Here is a 25,830-nt window from a genome sequence, read left to right on the forward strand (position 1 = left end):
GGGCCCTCCCGCGACCCCCTGGGTCAGCTAGGCAAACGGCGGAGTGGGGGCAAGCGAAAGGCCGGCCCGAGGGGTTCGGGCCGGCCTTTTACGGAGTGCTTCAGTTCTTCTTGCCGGCGTCCACTTCTTCGTCGTCGGCGAGCAGGTCGAGCGGCATCGCGGGGGAGCCGGACAGCGTCGCCAGCATCTGGCGGACGTTGGTCAGCTGCGCGTTGATGCTGTCGCGACGCTGGGTCGCGGCCGCGAGCTCACGCTCGGACTCGGCGCGGATGCGCTCGCTCTTGTCCTTGGCGGCGGCAACGATCTCCTGGGCCTGACGGTTCGCGTCGGCCAGCTGCTGCTGGGCCAGGCGCTCGGCCTCGGAGCGGGCCCGGTCGGCCTCGCGCTGCACCTGGGCGGCGCGGTCGGTGACGGCGGCCAGCTGCTGCTCGGCCAGCGCCGTCCGCGCGGCGAACTCCTGCTCGACCTTGCCGCGGCGCTCGGCCAGGGTGGTCTCGAAGGCGGCCGCGGCCTGCGCGGACTTGGCGCGCTCCTGCTCGTAGAGGGCCTGGGCCTCGCTACGGCGCGCGGTCGCGTCGCGCTCGGCCTCGTCGCGCATGTCGTCGGCCTGCGTGCGGGCCTCCTCGAGGATGCGAGCCGCCTCCGCGTCGACCTCGCTCTTCCAGTCGAGGGAGTACTGCTCGGCCTCCTTGCGCACCTTCTTCGAGTGCACCTCGGCGTCGGCCACGATCGCCTCGGCGTCCGTGCGCGCACGGGTCACCAGGTCACGGGCCTCGTCGTCGGCCAGCGACAGGATCTTCGCCACCCGCTCACCGAACTCGGTGAACGTCGGGGCACGGTCCTTGTTGTCCTCCTGGGCGGAGATGACGGCCGATTCCGCGGCGTCCGTGCGCTGCTGCAGCTCCTGGACGTGCCGCTGGAGCTGCTCGGACTGCTGCTGCAGCGCGGTCAGCGAGGTGGTCAGCTCACGGATGTGCTGGTCCACCTGAGCGGGCTCGTAGCCACGCAGAACGGTACGGAACGGGGTTGGGCTTTCACTGCTCATGTTTTCCGATACTCACTTCGATGGGTGGGTGGATCACACATTGTCACTGACAAGGATCTGACTGTCACGTCCTCATCCTGATTCCCCCGTGGAACCTTCACTGGAGGACATTCCACCACCTGGGCGGAACCCCGGTACAGCGAGTGCCTCGATCACCCCCGAAAGCTGGGTGAGCTCCTTGGTGATCTCGTCGCGACGCTGGTTCAGAGCCGCGACTCTCGCCTCGGCATCGGCGAGAAGTTTACGGGCTTGGGCGCGCAGCTCGTCCGCGTGTTCGCGGGCCTGGGCCTCCAGCTGCTGCGCCTCGGCGCGGGACTTGCGAATCAGCTCGTGCGACTGGCGTTGCGCGTCGGCCAGATCGTTGGCCGCGCGCTCGCGCAGCACCTGGACGCCGGCCTGCGCCTCGGTCTCGCGGCGCTTGGCCCGCTCGACGATCTCCTTGGCCTCGGTCTCCGCCGCGAGCTTCTGCCGATCGACCTTGGTCTGCGCCTGGACGGTCACCTTGGCCGCCTCGGCCCGCGCGGCGGTCAGCATCGCCTCCGCCTGCTCGGACGCCGTCGTCAGCGTGGTCTCGGCGAGCTCGGTGAGCTCGGCGTTCTCCTTGGCGATCGCTTCCTGGGTTTGCTTGAGCCGGCTGGTCGAGCGACCGACCACACGGCGCAGATGCGCGCGCTTCTGCCGGAGCAGCTCGGTCGCCTCGGCGGCGGCCCGCTCCCGGATCGACTGCGCCTCGGACTCGGCGGCGCCGATCAGGTCGTCGACGGTCTTCTTGCTCCACAGCGTCTGCTTCTCGGCCTCGGCGAGCGCCGTCTCGGCCGCCTTGTTCGCGTCGTCGACGATCCGCTGCGCCTCGCCGGTGGCCGCTCGCCGGTCGGCCTCGATCGAGTCGACGACCAGCTTGGCCTGGGCGCGGGCGTCGGCCATCAGCTGCTCGTTGGCCAGCTCGGCCTCGGCCTTGCGCTCGGCCAGCTCGGCGACCGCCTCGGCGCGCAGCTTGTCCACCTCGAGGGAGATCGCGGCCAGCTTGGCCCGCTCGGTCTCCTCCAGCTCCGCCGTCCGGCGCTCCAGCTCCGTCCGGTTCTCGCCGCGGAGCCGCTCGATCTCGGCATGTGCCTCGGCGATCTGGGCCCGCGACTTCTCCCGCGCGGCCTCGACCTCGAGCTCGACGGCGGCCCGCAGATCACCCGCTTCGGACTCGGCGCGCTGGATCAGCTCGGCCTCGTTGCGGACGGCGGCCTGCGACACCAGCGCCGCCTGCTCCCCGGCGTCCGCGACCAGCTGCTGCGCTTCGCGGCCGGCCCGATCGACCATCTGCTCGGCGGCCTCGCGGACCCGGCGCGCCTCCGCCAGCAGGTCGTCGGCCTCTTCTTTCAATCGGCCGGCTTCGGCCTCGGCCGCCGCGATCCGGCGGTCGGCCGCGGCCTGGGAGTCGGCACGCAGCCGGTCGGCGGTCGCCTGGCTCTCGGTGCGCAACTGCTCGACGGCGGTCTCGGTCTCGGCCCGCCGCTTCGCGATCTCGTCGGCCACGGTCGCCCGCAGCTGCTCGGCCGCGCTCTCCGAACTCGCCTTCAGCCGCTCGGCGGTCGTGGTCGCCTCATGCCGTACCCGCTCGGCCTCGGTGGTCGACTCCGCCTGCAGCTTCGCTGCGGCTTCGGCCGCCTCCCGGCGGACCCGCTCAGCCTCGGCCGTGGACTCGGTCTGCAGCTGCTCGGCCGCCTCCTCCGCGGCGGCGCGAACGCGCTCGGCCTCGGCTTCGGACTCGGCGCGCAGCTGCTCGGCCGCGCGCTCGGCGTCGTTCAGCAGGCGTTGCGCGGACGACGTCGCGTCGGCGCGCAGCTTCTGCGCGGCCGCCTCGGCCGTGGCCCGGAGCTGCTCGTTCTCGGTGCGGACGCGCTCTGCTTCGTCGCGGGCGAGGTCGTTCTCGTACTCCGCTTGTTCGCGCAGGGTGTCCGCGATCCGCTGCGCGCGCTCGAGCACTCCGCCTGCTTGCCGCACGCCAAAGGAACCGGTGTCAGCGACCGGTTCCTGGGTCAGCGGCAGACGCGGCGCGTCCATGCGACGAGATGATTCCATCCCCGGCCCCCTTTCCGACAGTCCGGGTCCGATCAACGTGGTCACAGCGTTACAACGCGATACCAGGCCGCGAGGTAACTGCCTTTTCCCAGTACGCACAGGCTGTGACATCCGGCCTGGAAAGACCGCCGAATCCCCGCATCAGCTCACGGACGGTAATGACCACAGCGTCCGCATTACGGGCAAACCGCGTCCAACTGGTGGCGCTCAGCTCGGCAGCGCGGTCGGCGTCAGCCGTCGCTCGACCCGAGCGGCCAGCGCCGCGTGCCCCGACCCGGCGGCCTGGGCGTGCGCCTGGCGCAGCAGCCGGCCGGCGCGGACCCGGTCCGGCGTGCAGTCGGCGAGGCCGGTCAGCGCTTCGACCATGCCCGGAGTGTGCTGCCCGTCCTGGGAGAGCCGGAGCGCCAAGTCGTACTGCGCCGTTGCCGCCTCGGCCTGCCGTGCCGTACGCAGACTGCGGGCCAGGTGGAGGCGTGCGTCGATCTCATCCAGATGCGTGCAGTTCTCGATCGCCAGCGTCAGCGCCTGCTCGTGGATCTCGACAGCGAGCTTGGTCCGCCCCATCCGCCGGTAGGCCTCGCCCTGGTGACAAAGCGCGTAGCTCAGTGAGAAGTCGAGTGAATGCTCCGCTGCGAGCCGCTGCGCAGCCCGAGTCGCATCCAGCGCCGGAAGCGGCTCGTCTTCGGCCAACCGGCACACAGCGATGCCGTTCAACAGTTCGGGTTCGAGGCGCTCATCACCCAGCTCACGGGCCAGGTCGAGCGCACGTTCGTAGTACTCGAGTGCACGGGTGAACTCCTGCTGCCGCACTGCCAGCGCAGCAAGCCGACCGAGCGTCTCGATCACCACGCGCATGTCCCCGGCGAGCTGACCGAGGCGCAACGACGTCCGCAGCAGCTCACTGTGGTCGGACGCCGGCTCCTGCGTGCCCAGCGTGTAGCCGAGCGACCCGAAGATGCGGGCCTGCAGCTCCGGAGCGCTGTCCGGCGCCAGCTCGGCCGCTCGACGGAGGTCTGTCACGCCTTTGTCCCCGCCGCACCGGAACTGCCAGATGTGCCCTTGCAGGTAGAGCAGCCGAGCCTCACGCTCAGCGTCCTCCGCACGCGCGGCCGCCGCCAGTCCAGCTGTCAGCACATGGTCGATCTCATCCAGCCGGCCACGCGTGTGCAGGTACGGCGCAAGCACCAACGCCAGCCGGACGACGGCGTCGTCCCACTCCTGGGTGGCCGCAACATCCAAGCAGGCCAGGAGATTCGCTCGCTCCAGGTCAGCCCAGGCCGGACCCAGCTCGGCGCCGCCGACGGCCAGGTAGTGCTCGATGAGCCGCAGTACGCCGTCGCCCGGCTCCGCGACCTCAGCGGCGTACCCACGCAACAGGTCGTGGAACTCGAACCGCCCCGGCCGCAGCTCAAGCAGCAGGGAGGCATCGACGAGCTGGTCCAGCAGCTGCTCAGCATCGACCGGCGCGAGCCCAGCGAGCGCAGCGGCGGCTGCGGCGTCGAAATCTTTACCAGGAACGAGCCCCAGGCAACTGAACAGCTGAGCCTGCTCCGCGAGCAGATGCTCGTACGACACGGCGAACGCCGTCCGGACGCCGTTCGCGTCGCCGTCCAGCTCACGCAGCCGGCGCGAACCCTGCAGCCGCTGATTGAGATGCTCGACTGTCCAGGCGGGCCGGTGCCGCAACCGGGCACCCGCGATCCGCAGCGCCAACGGCAACCGGCCACACAGCTCAGCCAGCTCCTGGACGGCAGTCTGGTCACCACGCCCCGGACCGGCCAGCTCAGTGAGCAGCTCGACCGCGTCTTCCATCGGCAGCAGCCCAAGCCCCAAACGCCGCTTGGCATCCAGCTCGACGAGCAGCCGCCGGCTGGTCACCAGCACCGCGCATTCAGGTGCCCCCGGCAACAATTTCCGCACGGTCTCGGCGTCCGGCGCGTTGTCCAGGATGACGAGCAGCCGCAACCGCGCGGATCGCGATCGCCACAACGCGTACCGATCTTCGAGGCAGTGCGGAATCTTCTCCGCCGGTACGCCGATGCCGCGCAACAAATGGTCGATCGCCGCCTCGCTCCCCAGCGGCTCCCGGCCGGGTGTGTGGCCGTGCAGATCGACGAACAGCTGACCATCCGGATAGTGCGTCGCCAGCTGATGCCCGGCCTGGACCGCGAGCGTGGTCTTGCCGATCCCAGCCATCCCGTCGATCGCCAGGACCGGCGGCGCGGAACCTTGACCGGGTCGCAGCGCGGTCACCACCTGGGCAAGCTCGGTCGACCGCCCGGCGAACGCGGCACCGCCGTACGGCAGCTCGTTGCGAACGAGCGGCGGAGCCGGATCAACGCGCAACAAAGCCTCTTGGGCGGCGCGCAGCTCCGGGCCGGGCTCGATACCGAGCTGCTCGACGAGGGTCCGGCGGACGCGCTGGTAGGTGTCGAGTGCCTCGGCCTGTCGGCCGCTCCCGGCGAGCGCGTTCATCAGCAGAACAGCGAAGCGCTCGTCGAACGGATGGTCGGCGACCAGACCGATCAGCTCCGGGATGGCCTCGACGTGCCGCCCAGCAGCGAGCTGCAACTCGATGCGGGCGCCGAGCGCCTTCTCCCGGCGCTCCGCGATCCGGCGGCGCTGGCCGGCCAGGTACTGCCCGGGCAGCCCGCTCAGGGGCTGCCCGCGGAACAGCGCGAGCGCCTCGTCGTGTATCGCGAGCGCCTGCTCCGGCTCGTCGACCCGACCGGCCGCGGCGATGGCGGTCTCGAAGCGCTCCAGATCCAGCACGCCCGGATCGAGTCGGAGGATGTACCCGGCTGTTGTCCGTTCCAGGCGGACGTCGTCCGGTAGCGCCTTGCGGATCCGGTAGACGTAGGTCGGGACGACCTTGATCCCGCTCGGCGGCGGGTCGTCGTCCCAGACCAGGTCGAGCAACTGCTCCGGGGTCAGCACCCGATCGGCATTCAGCGCGAGCACCGCGAACATCGCCTGCTGCCGTAACGGGCCCACGGACACGTCAGCCGGACCGCTGCGGACCGCAAGCGGTCCGAGCAGATCGATCCGGAGCCCCGACGGCATATTCGCAGTGTAGGAGCGACCGAGTCGCGCCGCGCGAATCCGGACACCTTTCGATCAGGATCGAATACCTTGCCGATCGTGTGCGGGAAAACCCGCGAATCGGGACACGCAAAAGGCCCCACACCGGAGTGTGGGGCCTTTTACTACTTACCGGGTCTTACGAGTCCTGGACGCCGGTGCCACCGGCGGCCAGATCCGTCAGCTCCAGGTCGGACGCGCCGGCCTTCGGCGTTCCGGTGAAGGTGAAGTACTCGCGCAGACCGTCTTCGTTCACGGTGCCCTCGGGGGCGACGTCGACCAGAACGATCTGGCCGGGACGCAGCTCCCCGAACAGGATCTTCTCGGCCAGCACGTCCTCCACGTCGCGCTGCAGCGCGCGACGCAGCGGGCGAGCGCCCATCACCGGGTCGAACCCGCGGTCGGCGACCAGTGCCTTCGCCGCCGGCGTGAGCTCGATCCCCATGTCCTTGTCCTTGAGCCGCTCCTCCACCTGGGTCAGCATCAGGTCGACGATCTTCACGATGTCGTCCTTGCTGTGCTGGCGGAAGACCACGATCTCGTCGACGCGGTTCAGGAACTCCGGGCGGAAGTGCTGCTTGAGCTCCTCCGTCACCTTCGACTTCATCCGGTCGTACGAGCCCTGGCCGTCGCCACCCTGGGAGAAGCCGAGGCTGCCCCGCGAGATGTCCTTGGTGCCGAGGTTCGTGGTCATGATGATGACCGTGTTCTTGAAGTCGACCACCCGGCCCTGGGCGTCGGTCAGGCGACCTTCGTCCAGGATCTGCAGCAGCGAGTTGAAGATATCCGGGTGCGCCTTCTCGACCTCGTCGAACAGCACCACCGAGAACGGCTTGCGGCGGACCTTCTCGGTCAGCTGGCCGCCCTCTTCGTAGCCGACGTACCCAGGAGGCGAGCCGAACAGCCGGGAGGCCGTGTGCTTCTCCGAGTACTCCGACATGTCGAGGCTGATCAGCGCGTTCTGGTCGCCGAACAGGAACTCGGTCAGCACCTTCGACAGCTCGGTCTTACCGACACCGGACGGGCCGGCGAAGATGAACGAGCCGCTCGGGCGGCGCGGGTCCTTCAGACCGGCGCGCGTCCGCCGGATCGAGCGCGACAGCGCCTTCACCGCGTCCTCCTGGCCGATGTACTGCTTGTGCAGCACCTTCTCCATGTCGAGCAGCCGCGAGGACTCCTCCTCGGTCAGCTTGAAGACGGGGATACCGGTCGCGGTGCTGAGCACCTCGGCGATCAGCTCCTCGTCGACCTCGGCGACGACATCCATGTCGCCGGCCTTCCACTGCTTCTCGCGCTCGGCCTTCGCGTTGATCAGTTTCTTCTCGTCGTCGCGGAGCCCCGCGGCGCGCTCGAAGTCCTGCGCGTCGATCGCCGACTCCTTCTCCCGGCGCACGTTCGCGATCTTCTCGTCGAACTCGCGCAGGTCCGGCGGGGCGGTCATCCGGCGGATCCGCAACCGGGCGCCGGCCTCGTCGATCAGGTCGATCGCCTTGTCCGGCAGGAAGCGGTCGGAGATGTACCGGTCGGCCATCTGGGCGGCGTTCACCAGGGCGGCGTCGGTGATCGTCACCCGGTGGTGCGCCTCGTAGCGGTCGCGCAGCCCCTTGAGGATCTCGATCGTGTGCGCGATCGAGGGCTCGGCCACCTGGATCGGCTGGAAGCGGCGCTCCAGCGCGGCGTCCTTCTCGACGTACTTGCGGTACTCGTCGAGGGTGGTGGCGCCGATGGTCTGCAGCTCGCCGCGGGCCAGCATCGGCTTCAGGATACTCGCCGCGTCGATCGCGCCCTCGGCCGCGCCGGCCCCGACGAGGGTGTGGATCTCGTCGATGAACAACACGATGTCACCGCGGGTGCGGATCTCCTTCAGCACCTTCTTCAGGCGCTCCTCGAAGTCACCGCGGTAGCGGGAACCGGCCACCAGGGCGCCGAGGTCGAGGGAGTAGATCTGCTTGTCCTTGAGCGTCTCCGGGACGTCACCGCGGACGATCTGCTGAGCCAGACCCTCCACGATCGCGGTCTTGCCGACCCCCGGCTCGCCGATCAGGACGGGGTTGTTCTTGGTCCGCCGGGACAGCACCTGCATGACCCGCTCGATCTCGGTCTCCCGGCCGATCACCGGGTCGAGTTTCGCCTCGCGGGCGGACTGGGTGTAGTTCCGGCCGAACTGGTCGAGCACCAGGGAGCTGCTCGGCGCCCCCTCGGTGGTGGCGCCGCCGGCGGTGGTCGGCTCCTTGCCCTGGTACCCGCTCAGCAGCTGGATGACCTGCTGCCGGACCTTGTTCAGATCCGCGCCGAGTTTGACCAGGACCTGCGCTGCGACACCCTCACCCTCGCGGATGAGGCCGAGCAGGATGTGCTCGGTGCCGATGTAGTTGTGGCCCAGTTGCAGGGCCTCGCGCAGGGAGAGCTCCAGCACCTTCTTGGCGCGGGGGGTGAACGGGATGTGCCCGCTCGGTGCCTGCTGCCCCTGGCCGATGATCTCCTCGACCTGCGAGCGGACGGCCTCGAGCGAAATTCCCAGGCTCTCGAGAGCCTTGGCGGCGACACCTTCACCCTCGTGGATCAGGCCGAGCAGGATGTGCTCGGTCCCGATGTAGTTGTGGCTGAGCATCCTGGCCTCTTCCTGAGCCAGGACGACTACCCGACGGGCGCGGTCCGTAAATCGTTCAAACATCGCCAAAGCGCTCCTTGCCTCAGAGGAGTCGGACGTGCCGTGTGGGCCGACCCCCGTACATGCATGCTAGTCCCCGGCGCCGACAAGCTCGCTGTGGGCGAACAAACAATCACTGTTCGATCGGACACCCGGGCGGCATCACAAGGGAACAACCTCACCGATCTCCAGGGTGTTCCCGCCTGACCACGATCGGACAGCGTGTTCGCCACCAGCGAATTTCTCCTGGTGGCTGCCTTGTCAGGCACCGCCCGGTCGTGATGTCCGCATCCTGAAACAACCGGAATGCGGACGGTCCCGATACCCCAAGGGTACCGGGACCGCAAGAGCCTGGTGAAATTACTTGGCCTCGTTGTACGCCGCGCGCACCTCGGCCGAGATCCGGCCCCGCTCGCTGACCTCGTAGCCGTTGTCCTTGGCCCAGGCCCGGATGTCGGCGGAGTCCGACGCGGAGCGGCCGCGGCCGCGAGCGCGTCCGGCGGCGCCGCGGCGACCGGCGACCCGGCGGGCCGAGCCGACGTACCCGGCGAGGGCGTCGCGCAGTTTGGCGGCGTTCTTCTTGGACAGGTCGATCTCGTACGTCGTCCCGTCCAGCCCGAAGGTCACGGTCTCGTCGGCCTTACCGCCGTCGAGATCGTCCTCCAGGACCACCTGCACCCTTTGCGCCATGGATGACGTTCCTTTCCGCGCCCGGCACCGGGCACAATCCCCTGCTGAATTGTTTGCACCTGATTTGTACCGTACAAACACCCTGCTTGTCATTCATCTCGGGGAATGAGCCGATAGATGTGGCGGACGACTCGTGACCTTACGTATTCGAAAGGCCCCGGGAAATGAAGCGGGTCGCGACTGTGCTATGCAGCAGTCGCGACCCGTTCAAGAAAACACGCCGGGATCACTCCGGGCGCAGCAACGGGAAGAGAATCGTCTCCCGGATACCGGCGCCGGTGTACAGCATGATCAGCCGGTCCAGGCCCATTCCCATACCGCCGGCCGGCGGCATCCCGAACTCCATCGCGCGCAGGAAGTCCTCGTCCAGCTCCATCGCCTCGGGATCGCCGGCCGCGGCCAGCAACGACTGCTCCACCAGGCGATCGCGCTGGATCACCGGGTCGTTCAGCTCCGAGTACGCGACGCCGAGTTCGACGCCGTTGACGAACAGGTCCCAGGCCTCGACCAGGCCGGGGATTTCCCGGTGCGGCTTGGCCAGCGGCCGCGCCGACTCCGGATAGTCACGCACAAAGGTGGGCTGGATGAGCGTGTGCTCGCACAGCTTCTCGAACAAGTCGACGGCGATCTCGCCGGCATTCCGGCCGGGCTGCAGCTCGACGTCGTGCTGCTCGGCCAACTTCAGCAGCGCGGGCAGGTCGGTGGTCTGATCGACGGCCTCGCCGACCGCTTCCGAGAGCAACCCGAAAAGCGTCGCGTGCCGGAACGGCGCGGTCAGATCGATCTCCGAACCGTCGCGTGCGGTGACGACCGTCCGGCCGATCGCGCGGGCCGCGTTACCGATCAGCTCCTGGATCAGCTCGGCCATCGTGTCGTAATCGCCGTACGCCTGGTACGCCTCGATCATCGAGAATTCCGCGGCATGGGTGGAGTCCAGCCCCTCGTTGCGGAACGTCCGGCCGATCTCGAAGACCCGGTCGACGCCGCCGATCATCGCGCGCTTGAGATCGAGCTCGAGCGCGATCCGCAGCTTCATCTCCTGGTCGAAGGCGTTCAGGTGCGTGTTGAACGGCCGGGCCGCGGCGCCGCCGTTGGTCAGCTGCAGCACCGGCGTCTCGACCTCGATGAAGTCGTGGGCGTCGTACGTGGCGCGCAGCGACTTCAGCACGGCGGCCTTGATCCGGACCATGTCCCGGGCCTCGGGCCGGACGATCAGGTCGACGTACCGCAGCCGGACGCGCGCCTCCTCGTTGAGCGGCTTGTGCTCGTTCGGCAGCGGGCGCAGCGTCTTGGCCGCCATCTGCCAGCCGGTCGCCTGCACGGACAGCTCGCCGCGCCGGCTCGTCACGACCTCGCCCTGCACCGCCAGCAGGTCGCCGATGTCGACCAGCTGCTTGAAGCGGGCCAGCTCCTCCTCGCCGACGTCGGCCAGCGACAGCATCACCTGCAGCTCGGTCCCGTCGCCCTCCCGGAGCCGGACGAAGCAGAGCTTGCCGGTGTTGCGCAGGAAGATCACCCGGCCGACCACGGAGACCTGCAGGCCGGTCTTGGTGTCCGGCTCCAGCTCTTGGGCGTCGTACGTCGCCCGCAGCTCCTTGAGCAGGTGCGTCCGGGGCACGGAGATCGGGTAGGGCTGCACTCCCTCCGCCAGCAGGCGGTCACGCTTCTCCCGGCGGACCCGCAGCTGCTCGGGCAGGTCGTCCTGCCCGTCGTCGGGGTTCGTCGGGTTCACGTGTGCGTCAGTCATGAGGCAAAGGCTAGTGACTCAACACCTTGACAGCCGAATCCTTTGTTCCTAGGACCAGCAACAGACAGGCGATCCCGCACGCCACGAACGCGCCCCGCGGCCCGAGTACGTCGTTCAGCAGCGCACCGAGGGGCAGCGCGACCACGCTGCCGGCCCGGACCGTTCCGGACAGCGCAGCGACCGCGCGACCGCGCACGGCTTCGGCGACCCGCGTGACGATCAGCGTGCTGGTAGCTGCGTTCAGCAGACCGCTGCCCGCGCCCATCAGCGCGGCTCCGAGCACCAGCAGGACGACGCCGTTCGCCAGGCCCATCACCGTCATCCCCGCACCGATCGCCGCCATCCCGGCCAGTACGGCGCGCACCCGGGCACCGGACGTCTTCAGCCGGCCGCTCCCCCACGCACCGGCGATCGCCCCGCCGCCCTGGACCGCCAGCACCCAGCCGTAGCCCGCAGGACCCAGCCCGATCTCCTCCTTGATCAGGAAGACCTCGGCGACGTTCACCGCCTCACCGACCAGCACGAAGATCCACAGGCAGATCAGCAACAGCCGCAGCAACGGATCGCCCCACAGACAACGCATCCCCGCCGAGAAACCACCACGCTCTCGTACGACGCCGACCTCAGGCCGTCGCCTGGTGCGGACCAGAGCCGCCACCACTGCGAGCAGACCGAAGGTGGCCGCGTTCACCAGCAGCGCCCCGCGCCCGCCGACCCAGGCAACCAGAACTCCGCCGACACCCGAGCCGGCCATCAGGGCAATCCCGATCAATGCCTGGCTGGTGCCAGTGGCGCGACCAACCAACCCGTCGCCAACGATCCGTGGGACCAACGCACCCCAGCACGGTCCGGCGACCGCCTGCCCCAGCTGCAGCAGACAGACCAGCGCCAGCGTGCTGGCCAGGTCACTGCTGAATGCGAGCCCGACTCCGGCCGCCGCCTGCAGCAGGCTCGCGCAGATCAACACATGCCGCGAGTCGTAGCTGTCCACGATCCGTCCGGCCACCGGGATCATCACGACGGTCGGGACGGCGAACGCCAGCAGCAGGAACATGACCGCCCGCGTCCCGCCGTACTCGGCAACCCGCAGCATCAGCGCGACCAGCGCGACCGCGTCCCCGGCGTACGACAGCGCCCGGCCGGGGAGCACGAGCCGGATGTCGCGATGCGACCAGAGCGAGACCTGAAGTGTTTGCTTCACAACTATGAAGTTAATGCTTCAGATTCCCGCCGGTCAAGAGCTTCGGTACGCTGACGCCGTGGCCAGCAAGGAACGCGTCGTGCTGACGGACCCGCGGGCGATCCGCGCTCTGGCCCACCCGGCGCGACAGGTGATCATCGACGAGCTCTACAGCGGCCGGGTGCTGACCGCGACCGAATGCGCCGAGCTGGCCGGGCTGACGCCGTCCGCGACCAGCTACCACTTGCGGGCGCTGGAGCGCTGGGGCATCGTCGAGCGCGCCGAGGCCTCCGGCGACGGCCGCGAGCGGCCGTGGCGCGCGCTGGGCAGCGGGTTGCAGATCGCCTCCCAGTCGACGACCGCGGGCCGGCTGGCCAGCCAGGCGATGATGCGGTCGAATGTCGATCAGGTGCTCGAGCGCTTCGAGGAGCTGCCCGCCGATGACGACTGGTACTCACTCAGTGTGATGAACCGCAGCCGGCTGTGGCTGACCCGTGAGGAGACCGCGGAGCTGGACCGCGAGCTGTCCGCGGTGATCGACCGCTTTCGCCAGGATCGCACCGCAGCAGCGCACCCGGAGGCGACCAGATCGGTCTACACGCTGATCGCCGTCGTACCGGCCGCGGAGTCCCCGACACCCTGATCTTCCCCCGATGTACCTCCCGGATCAGCTAATCAGTTGCCGGGCAATGTAACTATGGGTACATGGGGGAAGTGCTCGCGATTGGGATTCCGACCGGCGGTCTGGCAGTTCTGGCGTACCTGGTGGTGGGGCTCGTCATCGGCGTCGAGAGTATGGGCGTACCGCTGCCGGGTGAGACCACGCTGATCGCAGCCGCCTTGCTGGCGTCCCAGGGCGACCTGCGGCTGGAGTTCGTGATCGGGGCCGCCGCGGCCGGCGCCATCATCGGCGACTCGGTCGGCTACTACATCGGCCGCCGCGCCGGCCGCAGTCTGTTCGACCGGCTCGGCCGCCGCTTCAAGCACTTCTCCGCCGACCGGATCGAGCGGGCCGAGAAGTACTTCCACCGGTACGGCGTCTGGACGGTGTTCTTCGGCCGCTTCGTCGCGCTGCTGCGGATCTTCGCGGGCCCGATGGCCGGCACGCTGCGGATGCCGTACCCGAAGTTCCTGATCGCCAACGCGACCGGCGGCATCGCCTGGTCGACCACGATCGGCATCGTCGCCTTCCACATCGGCGACAACGCGGACAAGATCTTCGGCCAGCTGTCGATCTGGGCGCTGGTCGTCGTCGCGCTCGGCGCGATTGCGGCGTACGCCTACTTCCGGATCCGCCGCCGGCACCGCCCCGGCGAGCTGGAGTCGGCGGAGGCCTAGGGGCGCACGCGCAGGTTGATCGCCGGCGTCGTCAGACCGCTCATGTTCCGGCCGCCCTGCGCGGCCGGCGGGAAGACCCATCGGTACTGGTAGGTGCCGACCGCACCGGCCTTGAAGGCGAACACGGCCTGCCCGCGGTTCAGCGCGACGAACTTCACCAGCGCCCACTGCCGGGTCTGCCGGTTCCACATCTGTAGCCGCGCGACCGAGGTGTACGCCGGTGCGACGCGCGCGAACGCAGTCACCGTCTCACCGCTCTTCTTGCTGTTCCCGCCGAGGTAGCCGGCGGCCAGCACTCGCACCACGCCACGGGTGAAGACCGGCTGACTGACCGACGTACCGGTCAGCAGCCCCGGCCGGGCGTACTGCTCGACAACGACCTTGTACGGGCGGCTGCCACCAACAATGACCGGAATGTCGTAGTGCCCACCCGCAGTGGTCTTCCCGCGGGCCAGCGGCGTCCAGCGCGCCTTTGGTGTGACCTGAGTGAGCACTGTCAGCGGTACGCCGGCGGACGTGAGCCGCCGCTGCTCGCACACCGCCTCCGCCGCGCAGTGCGTCTCCTCCTGAATCACCCGGCCGCGCAACCGCATGGCCAGGCTGAACTGCCCGTTCGGCGGTGCGAACGCCGTCACCGCGCTGGTCAGCCCGCTGACCTGACCGCCGAGGTTGCTGCCCCACTCGTTCTCCGTCCGGAGCTGGAACAGGAACGGCGGTTTGATGCTGTTGATCACGTGCCGGGTAGAGGTGGTCGCCGGAGCGATCTGCTGCAGCAGCTCACCCGGCCGACCGACCATCGGGACGTATTTCTGCGACTTCGGCCCATCCAGGTCCAGCGGGTCGTTGGGAGTGAAGTCCTGCGGTGCGGGCGGAACTGCCCAGCGGATCAGCACCCCGCGCCCCTGCGCGGCCACATTGGCCGAACTCGGCCGTACCGGACCGTCGGTGTCGAAAACCGGCGACCGCGCCAGTTTGCTGGTCACACCGGTTTCCGTCGTCCCGATTCCGACCGCGACCCGGTAATTGCCGTCCGGCGGAAAAGCCGACGTCGGAATGTCCCAACTGTTCCCCTGCGCGGCCGGCAGATAGTGCACGTACGACGGACCTTCGCTCAGCACACCCTCGATCGTGAGCCGGTTAGGCGCGTTGTCGTCCTGCCAAGTCACCCGAACAGCCGTCCGCCCAGGCGCCCACGCGACCCCTACATCCTTCGGCACCGGCTCACTGGAACAAGCAGTCAACAAAGACGCACAGCCCACCAAAGCCAGCGCCACGGCGACCATCCGCCGCACTCGGACCACCTCGTCTCAGCTGCCTCACAACCGACGCCGAAAACCCTATACCGTCAGGGTCGCCCGGCCAGGTGGCACGGCCGATCGGGGGCTAGGGGTGGTTGCGGGCGAAGGCCTGGTGCAGGCCGCGGAGGGGTAGTAAGGGCTCGTGCTGGACCGATGTCGTGAGGTCGCGCTGGAGTAGGGGGGCGAGAGCACCGGTCAGGACGACTGGGGTGTTCGGGGGGAAGGACTGGTCGGCGAGGATTCGGGTGACCAGGCCGTCGACCATGGCGGCGAAGCCGTGGACTGCGCCGGACTGAAGGGCTTCGACGGTGTTCTTCGCGACGACGGCGCGTGGGCGGACCAGCTCGAAGCGGCGGAGCTGGGCGGCGGCGTCGCCGAGGGCGTCGGTGGAGGTCTCGATGCCGGGGGCAATGACTCCCCCGGCGAAGGCGCCGGCCGCGTTCACCACGTCGATCGTGATCGCCGTCCCGACGTCGACGACGAGGCAGGGGGCGCCGTGCAGGTGGACGGCGGCCAGTGCGTTGGCGATCCGGTCCGTGCCGACCTCACGCGGGTTGTCGACCAGAACGGGCAGACCGGTCTTCACACCGGGTTCGACGACCACGCTGGGCACGTCGCCGTAGTACCGGGCGACGACGTCCCGCAGCTCGTGCAGCACCTGCGGGACGGCGGAGCAGACCGCGATGCCGGACACCGGGGTCTCACCGGCCAACAGGCCCTGCAGCAGCACCGCCCACTCGTCCGCCGTCCGGCGGGAGTCGGTGCTGACCCACCAGTGCCGTTTGACCGCGCCCTCGAACACCAGGCCCGCAAGGGTCCTGGTGTTCTCGACGGCGACGGCTAGCAGCATCAGGCGTCCCGCAGGTCCAGGGCGATGTCGAGCACCGGAGCGGAGTGCGTGAGCGCACCGACCGCCAGATAGTCCACGCCGGTCTCGGCGACCTCACGAGCCCGCTCCAGCGTCAGACCGCCCGAGGCCTCCAGCTTGGCCCGGCCGGCCACCTTGGCGACCGCCTCTCGCAGCAGCGGCACATCCATGTTGTCGAGCAGGATCAGCTCGGCGCCGACCTCGACCGCGATCAGCGCATCCTCGACCGAGTCCACCTCGACTTCGACCCCGATGTTCGGGAAAGCCTCCCGGACCAGCCGGAACGCCGGTGCGACGCCGCCGGCCGCCAGCACATGGTTGTCCTTGATCAGCGCGGCATCCGACAGACCCATGCGGTGATTGCGGCCGCCACCGGCGCGGACGGCGTACTTCTCCAGCGAGCGCAGCAACGGCATCGTCTTGCGGGTATCCCGGATGACAGCGCCGGTGCCGTCGACCGCATCCACCCAGCGCCGGGTCAGCGTGGCCACACCGGACAGATGACAGAGCAGGTTCAGCATGGTCCGCTCCGCGGTCAGCAACTGCCGCGTCTTACCCCGCACGGTCATCAGTACGTCACCACGCCGTACGGCGGCGCCGTCGCGGACCAAATGCTCGATGTCGACCGAATCCGGCTCTGCGACCTGCCGGGCCACCAGCTCGGCAATCTCGAGCCCGGCGACCACTCCGTCAGCTCGGGCGACCAGCTCGGCCACCGACACCTGATCGGCGCGGATGGTCGCAGTGGTGGTCACATCGACCCCACCGGCCAGATCCTCCGCGATGGTTGCCCGCACGAGCTCCTCGACCTGTTTGCGGTCGACGGTGTCATCCATTCCGGTGGCTCTCCTCGGCTTGCGGTACGAACGTCGTCCCCGGGCGGGCGCGGTCGCTGTCTGCGGGCAGTGTCAGGTCCAGATTGCCCGACCACTGCTCGTCGTCGCGATCGGGGTAGTCCTCTCGCCAGTGCGAGCCGCGGCTCTCTTGACGGACTGTAGCGGCAGCAATGAGTGCGGAGGCGACTGTCACCAGGTTGGTCGCCTCCCAGCCCGGAGTCCCCGGCTCGCCGGCCGGAAGCTCGATCAGCTTGTCCAGCGCGGCGCCTGCCTCGTCGAGCCCGCTGGCACTACGAATGACCCCGGCGCCGACTGTCATGATCCGCTGCAGCTCCGGCACGACATCCGGGTCGACCAGGCCGGGTACACGGGTGTCGGCAACCGGCTCCCGCCACTCCGGCAGTCCTTCGGCCAGCTGGGCGGCGATCCGGCGGGCGAAGACCAGCCCTTCGAGCAGCGAGTTCGACGCGAGGCGGTTCGCACCGTGCACGCCGGTGCAGGCGACCTCGCCACAGGCGTACAGACCGGGCACCGACGTCTGCCCGTTCAGGTCGGTCCAGACCCCGCCGGAGGAGTAGTGACAAGCCGGTGCGACTGGAATCAGCTCCCGGACCGGATCGATACCGTGCGACCGGCAGGACGCCAGAATGGTCGGGAACCGCACCCGCCATTTCTCGTCACCGAAATGCCGCGCGTCCAGGTAGACGTGATCCTTGCCAGAGGCAAGCATCTGGCGCATGATCGCCTTGGCCACGATGTCGCGCGGCGCCAGGTCGGCCAGCTCGTGCTGGCCCTGCATGAACCGGTTGCCCTCGTGGTCGACCAGGAACGCGCCCTCGCCGCGGACGGCCTCGGAGACCAACGGCTGCTGGCCTTTCGCGCTCTTGCCCAGCCACAACACGGTCGGGTGGAACTGCACGAACTCCAGGTCGCGCACCTTCGCGCCGGCTCGCAACGCCAGCGCCATCCCGTCGCCGGTGGAGACACTCGGGTTGGTGGTCGCGGCGTACAGCTGACCGAGCCCGCCGGAGGCGAGGATGACGACCCGGCTGCGGATCGCGCCGATACCGTCCAGCTGGCCCTCACCCATGACGTGCAGCGTGACGCCGGCGATCGCACCGTCAGCTGCGGTCAGCAGGTCGATGACCAGCGCATGCTCGATCAACCGGATGTCCGGCGCCCGCTTCACCGCGGCGACCAGCGCGCGCTCGATCTCGGCGCCAGTCGCGTCACCACCGGCGTGAGCGATCCGGTTGCGGTGGTGGCCGCCCTCACGGGTCAGTGAGATCTCTCCGTCGGCCAGAGTGTCGAACCGCGCACCCAGCTCGATCAGATCGCGGACGGCGTCCGGCCCCTCGGTCACCAGCGCCCGGACGGCGTCCGGGTCACAAAGCCCGGCCCCGGCGACCAAAGTGTCGTGCAGATGGTCCTCCGGCGAGTCCTCCGGGCTGAGGGCCGCGGCGATGCCACCCTGGGCCCATTGGGTCGATCCGGACGCGACGACGTCTTTCGTCACCACCAGCACAGTGCCGAGCTCACGCGCTTTCAGAGCAGCAGTCAGCCCGGCAATACCGGAGCCGATCACCACTACGTCGACAGTGTCGGTCCAGCCCGGCTCAGGCGCGGACAACCGTTGTGGGACTGCAGGTGCGGTCATTTGTTGACCGTATCAACCAGGTTCATCGCAAGGTGATGGAAATGTTGTCGATGAGACGGGTCTGGCCGACGCGGGCGGCGATCAGCATCCGAGCCTCGCCGGGGCCGATGACCGGGCCGAGGTCGGGGGCGCGCAGCGCGAGGTAGTCGAGTTTGACCGACGGCACGGCCTCCAGCTCGGCCTGGGCCGCGGCCATCACGGCGTCCGGGCCGTTCATCCCGGCCTTGGCGCCGGCGGTCAGCGCCCGGTACAGGACCAGGGCCTCGTCACGCTCGGTCTCGTCCAGGTACCGGTTACGTGATGACAGCGCCAGGCCGTCGGCCTCACGCACTGTGGGCACCGGAACGATGTCGACGTTCCAGTCCAGGTCGCAGACCATCTCCCGGATCAGCGTCAGCTGCTGGTAGTCCTTCTCGCCGAACAACGCCAGATCGGGCGCCGTGAGGTGCAGCATCTTCGACACCACGGTCAGCACGCCGGTGAAGTGTCCGGGCCGGACCATCCCCTCCAGCTCATCGGCCAGTGGCCCGGGGTGCACTGTGATGGACGGCTCGTTCGGGTAGAGCTCGTCGCGGGAGGGGTTGAAGACCAGGTCGACCCCCTCGTTCTTGGCGATGGCGAGGTCGCTGGCCAGCGTGCGCGGGTAGCGGTCGAAGTCCTCGGTGGGGCCGAACTGCAGCGGGTTCACGAAGATGGTCAGCACGACGCTGCCCTCCGGACCGACCCGCTCGCGCGCCTCGGCCAGCAGGGCCGCATGGCCCTCGTGCAGCGCGCCCATGGTCATCACGACCGCTCTGGGTCGCACCGCCGTGGCCGCTCGCAGCTCGGCCTTCGTCTGCGTGAGTCTCATCGCGGTGCCTCCCCTGTCCGATACCGCTCCACCAGGTGCCCGTCCAGCAGGCCGCCGAAGCGGGCCGCCGTGTCCGGATCAAGCCGTCCGTCCGCCGCCGCCAACTCCACGGTCGCGTGCGCCAGCTCGGCGTACGTGCTCGCGGTGCGGTCACGCAGTACCGAGAGATGTGCTGCCACCGTGTCGACATCGCCCCGGGCGATGGGCCCGGTCAGCGCATGATGACCGGATCGCAGCGTGTTGTCGAGGGTTGCCGTCAGGAGTGGCCGGAGTGTTGCCGAAGGGTTCGCAACCCCGGCCTCCCGCAGTACTGCGAACGCCTGCGCGAGCAGTGTGGTCAGGTGGTTCGCGGCGTGCACAACACCCGCGTGATAGCGCGCCCGCTCCTCGTCAGCCACCCACTGCACCTCTGCGCCAAGCGCCTTCACCAGCCGCTCGACCAAAGCCCTGGCGGACTCCGGAGCGGTCGCTGTGAACACCAGCCCGCGCAGCTCCGGCATGTCGCCGGTGAACGTCATCGGCGGATGCAGCGCCACCGGAACAGCCGGCACACCCCGCAACGGCGCCAGCCCGTGCGCACCCGACAGATGCACGACGTACTGCGCCTCGGTCAGCGGCAGCTCCTGGACGACGGACGCGATCACGTCATCCGGTACGGCGACCACAACCACCTCAGCCCGCGCAGCCACCTCCGACGGCGACAACACCGGCACATGCGGCAACCACCGACCGGCGCGCTCCTTCGACGCACTCGACCGTGCCGACACCCCGACCAGGGAATACCCGACACCCGCCAAGGCTGCTCCCAAGGCGGTCCCGGCCCGGCCGGCTCCAACCACGCCGATCCGTTCCATACCCACTCTCTTCGTTCCAGTCCCGCACGGGGTACCAGACGATCTCCCGGCCAGCCTAGGCGATGAACTCACCCCATGGTGGCGATCCTGCTCACAGTCACAGGTAGGGCGAGGCGTCGTCGGTCTGGCCGGGCAGGTTTCTGGGCAGGTCGGCCCGGGTGAGAGCGCGGATCTGGTCGGGAGTGGGGTTGGGAATGGCGGTGATGCGCGTGGCCTGGCGAAGGATGGTCTTCTCGAAGGCGGTGCGGGCCAGCCGGCCGTTGCCGAAGCCGCGGGTGCCCCGGAAGGGCTCGATGAGGCTGCTGACCGCGGAGAGCATGCCGGGCTCCAGCGTGTACCCGGAGGTGCCGGCGAGGCCGCTGTAGATGGTCTCGAGCTCGCCGCGGCTGTAGTCGGGGAAGGTGATCGTGATGGGGAAGCGGGAGCGGAGTCCGCTGTTGGCGTCGAGCAGGCCCTGCATCTCGAGCTCGTAGCCGGCCATCACCACGACCAGCTCGTCACGATGCTCCTCGATCTCCTGGACCAGGGTCGAGATCGCCTCGGCGCCGTACCCCTGGCGGTCGTTCAGCGTGTAGGCCTCGTCGATGAACAGGACGCCGCCGAGCGCTCGCTGCACCACCTTGCGGACCCGGGGCGCCGTCTGACCGAGGTACTGCGCGACCAGGTCGGTCCGGCTGACCTCGATCAGCTGCCCGGCGCCGAGCAGACCGAGGTCACGGTAGATGCCGGCCAGGATGCGGGCGACTGTGGTCTTGCCGGTCCCCGGGTTGCCCAGAAAGACCAGATGCCGGGTGCGGTCGGTCGGCGGCATACCTGCGCGCATTCGGAGTACTTCGGCTTTCGCCTCCGCCGCCAACTCACGGGCGACCTTCTTCACCTCGGCCAGGCCGACCAGCCGCTCCAGCTGCGCTTCGGGTGCCACTCCATGGACGGCGCCGCCACTCGCCAGCTCAGAACCGGACAGCGGTGGCAGGTCGGCGGTCAGCAACGCTCTGACCACCTCGGGCTCCGGGTCGGTCAGACCGGCGATACGGACCGCCTGGCGCGCTGACATCTGCTCCAGCAGTGACCGCACCGCACGCCCGTTTCCGAACCCAGGTGCGCGCGGCAACCGCCGCAGCGTCGACGTGACCTGCTCAGCCGTCTCTGCCGGTACGTCGAAGCCGGTGCGACTCGCCAGCAGCCGGAAGATCTCGATCAGCTCGCCATCGGAGTAGTCCGCGAAATGCAGCGTTCGGCCGATCCGGGAGCGCAGTCCGGGATTCTGCTCGATCATCGTCGCCATCTCGCCGGGGTACCCGGCCATCAGCACGACCAGGTTCTCCCGGTGGTCCTCCATCGCCTTGACCAGTGCGGCCAGGGCCTCGTGACCGTAGTCGCGGCCGCTGGCCGACCCGAGCGAGTAGGCCTCGTCGATGAAGAGCACGCCGCCGAGCGCGCGCTCCACGGCCGCCTCCACTAGGGGAGCCGTCTTTCCGATGTACTCACCGACGAGGTCCGCCCGGCCGACCTCGACCACGTGTCCCGAGGTCAGCGCGCCGTACTTGCGGTAGATGTCGCCGAGCAGCCGCGCGACGGTCGTCTTACCCGTCCCCGGGTTGCCGGTGAAGACGAGGTGCCGACTGGGCGCCGGTGGGCGCACTCCGGCCGCTGAGCGAAGTCCGGCGACCTTGGCCTCGGCCACCAACTCCGCGACCTGCGCCTTGACCGCCTCCAGACCGATGAGCTGGGCCAGCTCGTGCTCCGGATCGGCCTCCGGCTCCAGTACCTCGACGGCTGGGGTCGTGGGGATCGGGCGGGGTGTGCTGACGTGTGGCCGCAGGTCGTGCACGGCACGCAGGGAGTCCATGAAGCCGGAGACCATGTTCAGCTCGGTCGGCTCGACCGCTCGGTCCGGCAGGCCTTCCAGCACGCCACCGAGCAGGTAGACCGCGGCCAGCCACTCCTCCCCCAGCCGAGCGGCGCCTGACTCGACAGCACGCGCCAACCAGCCCTGGTGGCGTTTGCGCCACGCGTTCCGATCAACAGCAGCGGCCTGCTGCTCGAACAGCCGCTGCACTTCCGCAGCGCCCTCGCTTCCGAGCACGGTGTACGACAGCCCGGCCGGAACCTCGGTCAGCTTGACCTGATGGACCAGCGAAGCCAGCGTCTCGGCAAAGCTACGGTCGTTCTCCGGCGTCACGCCGGCGATCGCAGTGTGTGCCGCTTCGAGGCGTGCAACCGCGACCCGCAGCAGGTTCAGCGGGCTGGTCGTCTGCTCGGGGAACACCGCGAACGCCGCGTCGTCCGCGAACAGCTCGGACTTCCAGAGCGTGAGCAGGTCATCGCGGGTGGCCATCCGATGCGCTTGCCACAGCCGCTCGTCCTGCTGGACGCGACCCCACAGGTCACTCAGCACCTTCCGCCGCGGCTCCAGCGGCGCGACGCCCTCGAAGAGCTTCAGAGCCGCTACGTAGAACTCGACCAGCCGCTCACGCTGCAGCGCGTTGCCTTCGACAGTGCTGAACTCTTTCGACGGAATCGACGTGCCGACGCTGTTGCTGCCCCAGCTGCGGTACGGCTTGACCAGCGTCGGCTGCTTCGTCAGATACGGGCTGGTGCAGTGGCTGAACAGATCGCGGCCCGGCCCGACCATCAGGGCCATCGGTGGGTACAGCGTCCAGATCAGGTCGTAGAAAGCGCTCGCGAGCATCGGCAGCGGAGTGACGAACGACCCCTTGCGGGTGGTCACCATCTCGGCGAAAGCCGGCGTCCGGATCAGCTCGTGCGCCTTGGCCTGCGTCTCCTCCAGCCAGCCCTCCGGGTACTGCCACGGATCGCCGACACCGAAGATGTGCAACACCGGCGCACCGGTGAAAAGAACGTTCAGCTCGGCAGGCAGTGGCGACATAATGGTCGATCCTAGGATCGACCTGGTCCAAAACCTCGTCGAACGGCAGCCGATGACCAACACCTTTCGTACCGCGTGGCAGCACGCCCTCTACGGTCCGGACGGCTTCTACCGGCGCGAACGCCCCGCAGGCCATTTCCGTACGTCGGTGCACGCTTCTCCGCTGTTCGGGCAAGCCATCGCGCGGCTGGCCCGCCAGGTAGGCGCCGATCAGGTCACCGATATCGCCTCCGGCTCCGGCGAGCTGGCCGCCGTATTGCGCGCCGAAGGCCTGCAGGTACGCGAGATCGAGCTGGACGACGAGCTGCCCGACCAGCTCACCGGTCTGGTGATCGCCAACGAATGGCTCGACAACGTCCCGTGTGAACTGGCCGAGTGGGACGAGGACGGCGTACCGCGCTACCTCAGCGCGGATCTCACTCTCGGCGAGGTTGTCGAAGGCAACGATCTGGAGTGGTTGCGCAAGTGGTGGCCTGGTGAGCCGGGCGACCGCGCCGAGATCGGCCGGACCCGCGACCAGGCCTGGGCAGAGGTGGTCGCGAGGCTCGACGGCGTCGCTGTAGCCATCGACTACGGACACACAGCCGCCGACCGGCCGCCGTACGGCACTCTGACCAGCTTCCGGGCCGGGCGCGAGTGTCCGCCCACTCCTGATGGCTCCTGCGACCTCACGGCCCACGTGGCGCTCGATTCGCTGACCGAGGCCGTCAACGGTCGACTGCTCACCCAGCACGACGCGCTGACTCAGCTCGGGGTCTCCGCCCGCCGACCGCCGCTGGACCAGGCCACCACCGACCCGCACGGCTATCTGAGGGCCTTGTCCACCGCTGGCGAAGCGGCCGAGCTGCTCGACCGGGCCGGCCTCGGCAGCTTCGGCTGGGTAGTGACGGGCTACTAGGACTCGTGCGGGCGCGTGGTCTCGATCGCTTGCCGAGCCACGCGTGCTTGGTTCGCCTGGGCGCCGGTGAGCCACGCCGCCTCGTTCGCATCGCGGTGCAGCGCGACCGCATTCGTCGGGCCCAGCGGAGTGTCGATGTGCACGTCAGCCAGGTTGAGCTTGCGCTGCAAGGGCCCTTGGGCGAGGCGGACGGACTGCGTCTTGTGGTGCAGGACGATCGACGTACGGCGGCTCACCCAACCTGAGGTGGTGACGAAGACCTGGTCGTCGGCGCCGTAGCTCAGGTAGCGCCAGCCGATCGGACGCAGCCATTTGGCCCGCTCAGGAGCGCGCTGCAGCTGGATGGCGTCCAGATTGAACCCGGGGAGGACCCGGGCGAGGACTCCGGCCACCTCGGCGCGTTCGCCGACCGGAAGCAGCTGTGCGCCCTGGAGCTCGTCGTCGCCTTCGTCCTTACCCGCAACGCCGGCAATATCGAGTTCAACGCGAGACCAGCCCAGCAGCCGCCAGATGAGCGGCTCGGTGATCAGCAGGCCTTGAACCCGGCCCGGCGGGATGGTCTGCCGCTGGACGTCGATCAGACCGCGCTTGGTGCGCAGCCCGTGGTCCGTCTGGGAGAGCGTGAAGCCGTGGTTGCCGACGACCTGCTTCCAGATCGGCTGCACGACACCGAGCAGCAGCGGCAGACCGGCGAACAGACCGATATGGAAGTCGAGCACCATCGTTGCGACGATCAGCCAGATCAGAGCGCCCGCGCTACCGATGACGGTGGAGGACAGCAGGGTCGCACCGAGCAGACGACTGGTCGGCACGACCAGAAGCGCCTCAGGCTCCGGCTGCGCGAGCTGTTGCTCAGCGACCTGCTCACCCTTGGCCCGGACGAGCAGCAGCGTGCGGAGCTCACCTGCTTCGGCATACCGGAAGTAGCTCAGCTTGCCGTCGCTCTTGCCGCCACCGGCGACGTCCATCCGCAGCTCGGCCATGCCGAAGATGCGGGCCACGAAGGGTTGTGCGACGTCGATCGCCTGGATCCGGTCGAAGCGGATGATCCGCGTCCGGCGGAACAGGAAGCCGCTGTCGACCCGGATCGCGTCGTCGGTCAGCTGCCACTTGGTGAACCACCAGGACAGCGCGCCGAGCAGGATGCCGCCGATCAGCACGCCGAGCAGACCGATCCCCGCGATCTCCAGATTGCTGCGCAGGCTCTCGTTGTTCACCAGGATGAGGCCGCCGCCGACGAAGTACCCCCAGCCCTTCACGAACGGGGTCAGCGGATGCAGCCGCGCACCGACCGGCTCGGTCACAGGCCCCACGCCTGCGCCTGGCCGAGGGCGGACAACCGGTCACGCAGGCGACTCGCCTCGTCCGGGTGCAGACCAGGGATCTTCGCGTCGGTAGCCGGCGTCGCAGTGTGCAACTCGACGGTGGCGATCCCGTACGCGCGCTCCAGCGGCCCAGCCGTGACGTCGACGAACTGCATCCGCCCGTACGGCACCACGATCAGCTCCCGGAACAGGACCCCATGGCTGACCATCAGCTCGTCGTCCCGCTCGGCGTACTTCCAGGAACGCTGGTTGCGCCCGATCAGCACCCACGACCACACGAACGCCGCCGCGACCACCACCAGCGCCAGCACGCCCCAAACCCACCCCACGGTCAGCCCGAGCCCCAGCAGCAACGCAACCGCGACAACGCCGTACGTGATCGCAGAACTCACGCGGCGGACACTCGCCAACTGCGGCGAGACCGGCGTCCAGCTGACATCCGAGGGTGCGAAGAGGTTGTCCACGCCCCCAGCCTGTCACAGTGTGCCGTGTGTGCTGCAGGTTGAGCGCTGGTGGCGTCCAGGTGCGTGCATCGCGGTGCTTGCCTGGG

19 protein-coding genes are annotated in these 25,830 nt (G+C 69.0%); 3 read left to right on the forward strand and 16 right to left on the reverse strand.

Annotation, left to right across the window (positions count from 1 at the left end; genetic code table 11):
- Positions 1 to 100 precede the first annotated feature (100 nt).
- From HPO96_RS20440 to HPO96_RS20470, 7 genes are all read right to left on the reverse strand, one after another.
- Positions 101 to 1,045 (reverse strand): DivIVA domain-containing protein, encoded by a 945-nt coding sequence (locus HPO96_RS20440; RefSeq protein WP_171675085.1) that lies wholly within the window; start codon positions 1,043 to 1,045, stop codon positions 101 to 103.
- Between the two features lie 72 nt (positions 1,046 to 1,117).
- Positions 1,118 to 3,022, reverse strand: coding sequence for a kinetoplast-associated-like protein (locus tag HPO96_RS20445; RefSeq protein ID WP_337796731.1), 1,905 nt, complete (start codon positions 3,020 to 3,022; stop codon positions 1,118 to 1,120).
- A gap of 303 nt (positions 3,023 to 3,325) precedes the next feature.
- On the reverse strand, positions 3,326 to 6,181 hold the full coding sequence (locus HPO96_RS20450; RefSeq protein WP_171675087.1) for an AfsR/SARP family transcriptional regulator: 2,856 nt from the start codon (positions 6,179 to 6,181) through the stop codon (positions 3,326 to 3,328).
- 157 nt (positions 6,182 to 6,338) lie between these two features.
- Complete coding sequence (locus HPO96_RS20455; protein WP_171675088.1) at positions 6,339 to 8,873, reverse strand: ATP-dependent Clp protease ATP-binding subunit; 2,535 nt, start codon at positions 8,871 to 8,873, stop codon at positions 6,339 to 6,341.
- 336 nt (positions 8,874 to 9,209) lie between these two features.
- Entirely contained in the window at positions 9,210 to 9,539 is a 330-nt protein-coding gene (locus tag HPO96_RS20460; RefSeq protein WP_171675089.1) for a histone-like nucleoid-structuring protein Lsr2, read from the reverse strand.
- Between the two features lie 226 nt (positions 9,540 to 9,765).
- Positions 9,766 to 11,286, reverse strand: coding sequence for a lysine--tRNA ligase (lysS, locus tag HPO96_RS20465; protein WP_171675090.1), 1,521 nt, complete (start codon positions 11,284 to 11,286; stop codon positions 9,766 to 9,768).
- A gap of 10 nt (positions 11,287 to 11,296) precedes the next feature.
- Positions 11,297 to 12,487: an MFS transporter gene (locus tag HPO96_RS20470; RefSeq protein ID WP_171675091.1), complete on the reverse strand. Its 1,191-nt coding sequence runs from the start codon at positions 12,485 to 12,487 to the stop codon at positions 11,297 to 11,299.
- A gap of 58 nt (positions 12,488 to 12,545) precedes the next feature.
- Between HPO96_RS20470 and HPO96_RS20475 the strand changes: the two genes are divergently transcribed.
- Together HPO96_RS20475 and HPO96_RS20480 are read left to right on the forward strand one after the other, a co-directional pair.
- Positions 12,546 to 13,109: a helix-turn-helix domain-containing protein gene (locus tag HPO96_RS20475; protein ID WP_202886178.1), complete on the forward strand. Its 564-nt coding sequence runs from the start codon at positions 12,546 to 12,548 to the stop codon at positions 13,107 to 13,109.
- A gap of 62 nt (positions 13,110 to 13,171) precedes the next feature.
- Entirely contained in the window at positions 13,172 to 13,804 is a 633-nt protein-coding gene (locus tag HPO96_RS20480; protein ID WP_171675093.1) for a DedA family protein, read from the forward strand.
- Here the strand turns inward: HPO96_RS20480 and HPO96_RS20485 are convergent.
- The 7 genes from HPO96_RS20485 to HPO96_RS20515 form a co-directional block, all read right to left on the reverse strand.
- Positions 13,801 to 15,021, reverse strand: a complete 1,221-nt coding sequence (locus tag HPO96_RS20485; protein WP_171675094.1) for a hypothetical protein — start codon at positions 15,019 to 15,021, stop codon at positions 13,801 to 13,803. The genes HPO96_RS20480 and HPO96_RS20485 overlap by 4 nt on opposite strands.
- A 166-nt stretch (positions 15,022 to 15,187) precedes the next feature.
- A complete protein-coding gene (locus HPO96_RS20490; RefSeq protein WP_171675095.1) occupies positions 15,188 to 15,952 on the reverse strand; it encodes a type III pantothenate kinase in 765 nt (254 codons plus the stop codon).
- Positions 15,952 to 16,806: a carboxylating nicotinate-nucleotide diphosphorylase gene (nadC, locus tag HPO96_RS20495; protein WP_171675096.1), complete on the reverse strand. Its 855-nt coding sequence runs from the start codon at positions 16,804 to 16,806 to the stop codon at positions 15,952 to 15,954. Before nadC ends, HPO96_RS20490 begins: the two co-directional genes overlap by 1 nt.
- The gene (locus HPO96_RS20500) at positions 16,799 to 18,463 is read right to left on the reverse strand and encodes an L-aspartate oxidase (RefSeq protein ID WP_171675097.1); all 1,665 of its coding nucleotides are present in this window, start codon (positions 18,461 to 18,463) and stop codon (positions 16,799 to 16,801) included. The genes nadC and HPO96_RS20500 overlap by 8 nt, the downstream gene beginning before the upstream one ends.
- Before the next feature lie 22 nt (positions 18,464 to 18,485).
- Positions 18,486 to 19,313, reverse strand: coding sequence for a pantoate--beta-alanine ligase (gene panC / locus HPO96_RS20505; RefSeq protein WP_171675098.1), 828 nt, complete (start codon positions 19,311 to 19,313; stop codon positions 18,486 to 18,488).
- Positions 19,310 to 20,167 (reverse strand): Rossmann-like and DUF2520 domain-containing protein, encoded by an 858-nt coding sequence (locus HPO96_RS20510; protein WP_171675099.1) that lies wholly within the window; start codon positions 20,165 to 20,167, stop codon positions 19,310 to 19,312. The genes panC and HPO96_RS20510 overlap by 4 nt, the downstream gene beginning before the upstream one ends.
- 97 nt (positions 20,168 to 20,264) lie before the next feature.
- The gene (locus HPO96_RS20515; protein ID WP_171675100.1) at positions 20,265 to 23,057 is read right to left on the reverse strand and encodes an AAA family ATPase; all 2,793 of its coding nucleotides are present in this window, start codon (positions 23,055 to 23,057) and stop codon (positions 20,265 to 20,267) included.
- Position 23,058: 1 nt separating this feature from the next.
- Here HPO96_RS20515 and HPO96_RS20520 point away from each other — a divergent pair, with 1 nt between their 5' ends.
- Entirely contained in the window at positions 23,059 to 23,955 is an 897-nt protein-coding gene (locus HPO96_RS20520) for an SAM-dependent methyltransferase (protein ID WP_238355313.1), read from the forward strand.
- Here the strand turns inward: HPO96_RS20520 and HPO96_RS20525 are convergent.
- Both HPO96_RS20525 and HPO96_RS20530 read right to left on the reverse strand, forming a co-directional pair.
- Positions 23,952 to 25,259, reverse strand: a complete 1,308-nt coding sequence (locus HPO96_RS20525; RefSeq protein WP_171675101.1) for a PH domain-containing protein — start codon at positions 25,257 to 25,259, stop codon at positions 23,952 to 23,954. The genes HPO96_RS20520 and HPO96_RS20525 overlap by 4 nt on opposite strands.
- Positions 25,256 to 25,744 (reverse strand): PH domain-containing protein, encoded by a 489-nt coding sequence (locus HPO96_RS20530; protein WP_171675102.1) that lies wholly within the window; start codon positions 25,742 to 25,744, stop codon positions 25,256 to 25,258. Before HPO96_RS20530 ends, HPO96_RS20525 begins: the two co-directional genes overlap by 4 nt.
- Positions 25,745 to 25,830 lie beyond the last annotated feature (86 nt).

The organism is Kribbella sandramycini, assembly GCF_013131805.1.
Lineage (GTDB): Bacteria > Actinomycetota > Actinomycetes > Propionibacteriales > Kribbellaceae > Kribbella > Kribbella sandramycini.

Coding starts and splice junctions, on each gene's coding strand:
- HPO96_RS20440 (WP_171675085.1), bottom strand. CDS start 1,045: ATGAGCAGTGAAAGCCCAACCCCGTTCCGTACCGTTCTGCGTGGCTAC.
- HPO96_RS20450 (WP_171675087.1), bottom strand. CDS start 6,181: ATGCCGTCGGGGCTCCGGATCGATCTGCTCGGACCGCTTGCGGTCCGC.
- HPO96_RS20455 (WP_171675088.1), bottom strand. CDS start 8,873: ATGTTTGAACGATTTACGGACCGCGCCCGTCGGGTAGTCGTCCTGGCT.
- HPO96_RS20460 (WP_171675089.1), bottom strand. CDS start 9,539: ATGGCGCAAAGGGTGCAGGTGGTCCTGGAGGACGATCTCGACGGCGGT.
- lysS (WP_171675090.1), bottom strand. CDS start 11,286: ATGACTGACGCACACGTGAACCCGACGAACCCCGACGACGGGCAGGAC.
- HPO96_RS20480 (WP_171675093.1), top strand. CDS start 13,172: ATGGGGGAAGTGCTCGCGATTGGGATTCCGACCGGCGGTCTGGCAGTT.
- HPO96_RS20490 (WP_171675095.1), bottom strand. CDS start 15,952: ATGCTGCTAGCCGTCGCCGTCGAGAACACCAGGACCCTTGCGGGCCTG.
- nadC (WP_171675096.1), bottom strand. CDS start 16,806: ATGGATGACACCGTCGACCGCAAACAGGTCGAGGAGCTCGTGCGGGCA.
- HPO96_RS20500 (WP_171675097.1), bottom strand. CDS start 18,463: ATGACCGCACCTGCAGTCCCACAACGGTTGTCCGCGCCTGAGCCGGGC.
- panC (WP_171675098.1), bottom strand. CDS start 19,313: ATGAGACTCACGCAGACGAAGGCCGAGCTGCGAGCGGCCACGGCGGTG.
- HPO96_RS20510 (WP_171675099.1), bottom strand. CDS start 20,167: ATGGAACGGATCGGCGTGGTTGGAGCCGGCCGGGCCGGGACCGCCTTG.
- HPO96_RS20515 (WP_171675100.1), bottom strand. CDS start 23,057: ATGTCGCCACTGCCTGCCGAGCTGAACGTTCTTTTCACCGGTGCGCCG.
- HPO96_RS20520 (WP_238355313.1), top strand. CDS start 23,059: ATGGTCGATCCTAGGATCGACCTGGTCCAAAACCTCGTCGAACGGCAG.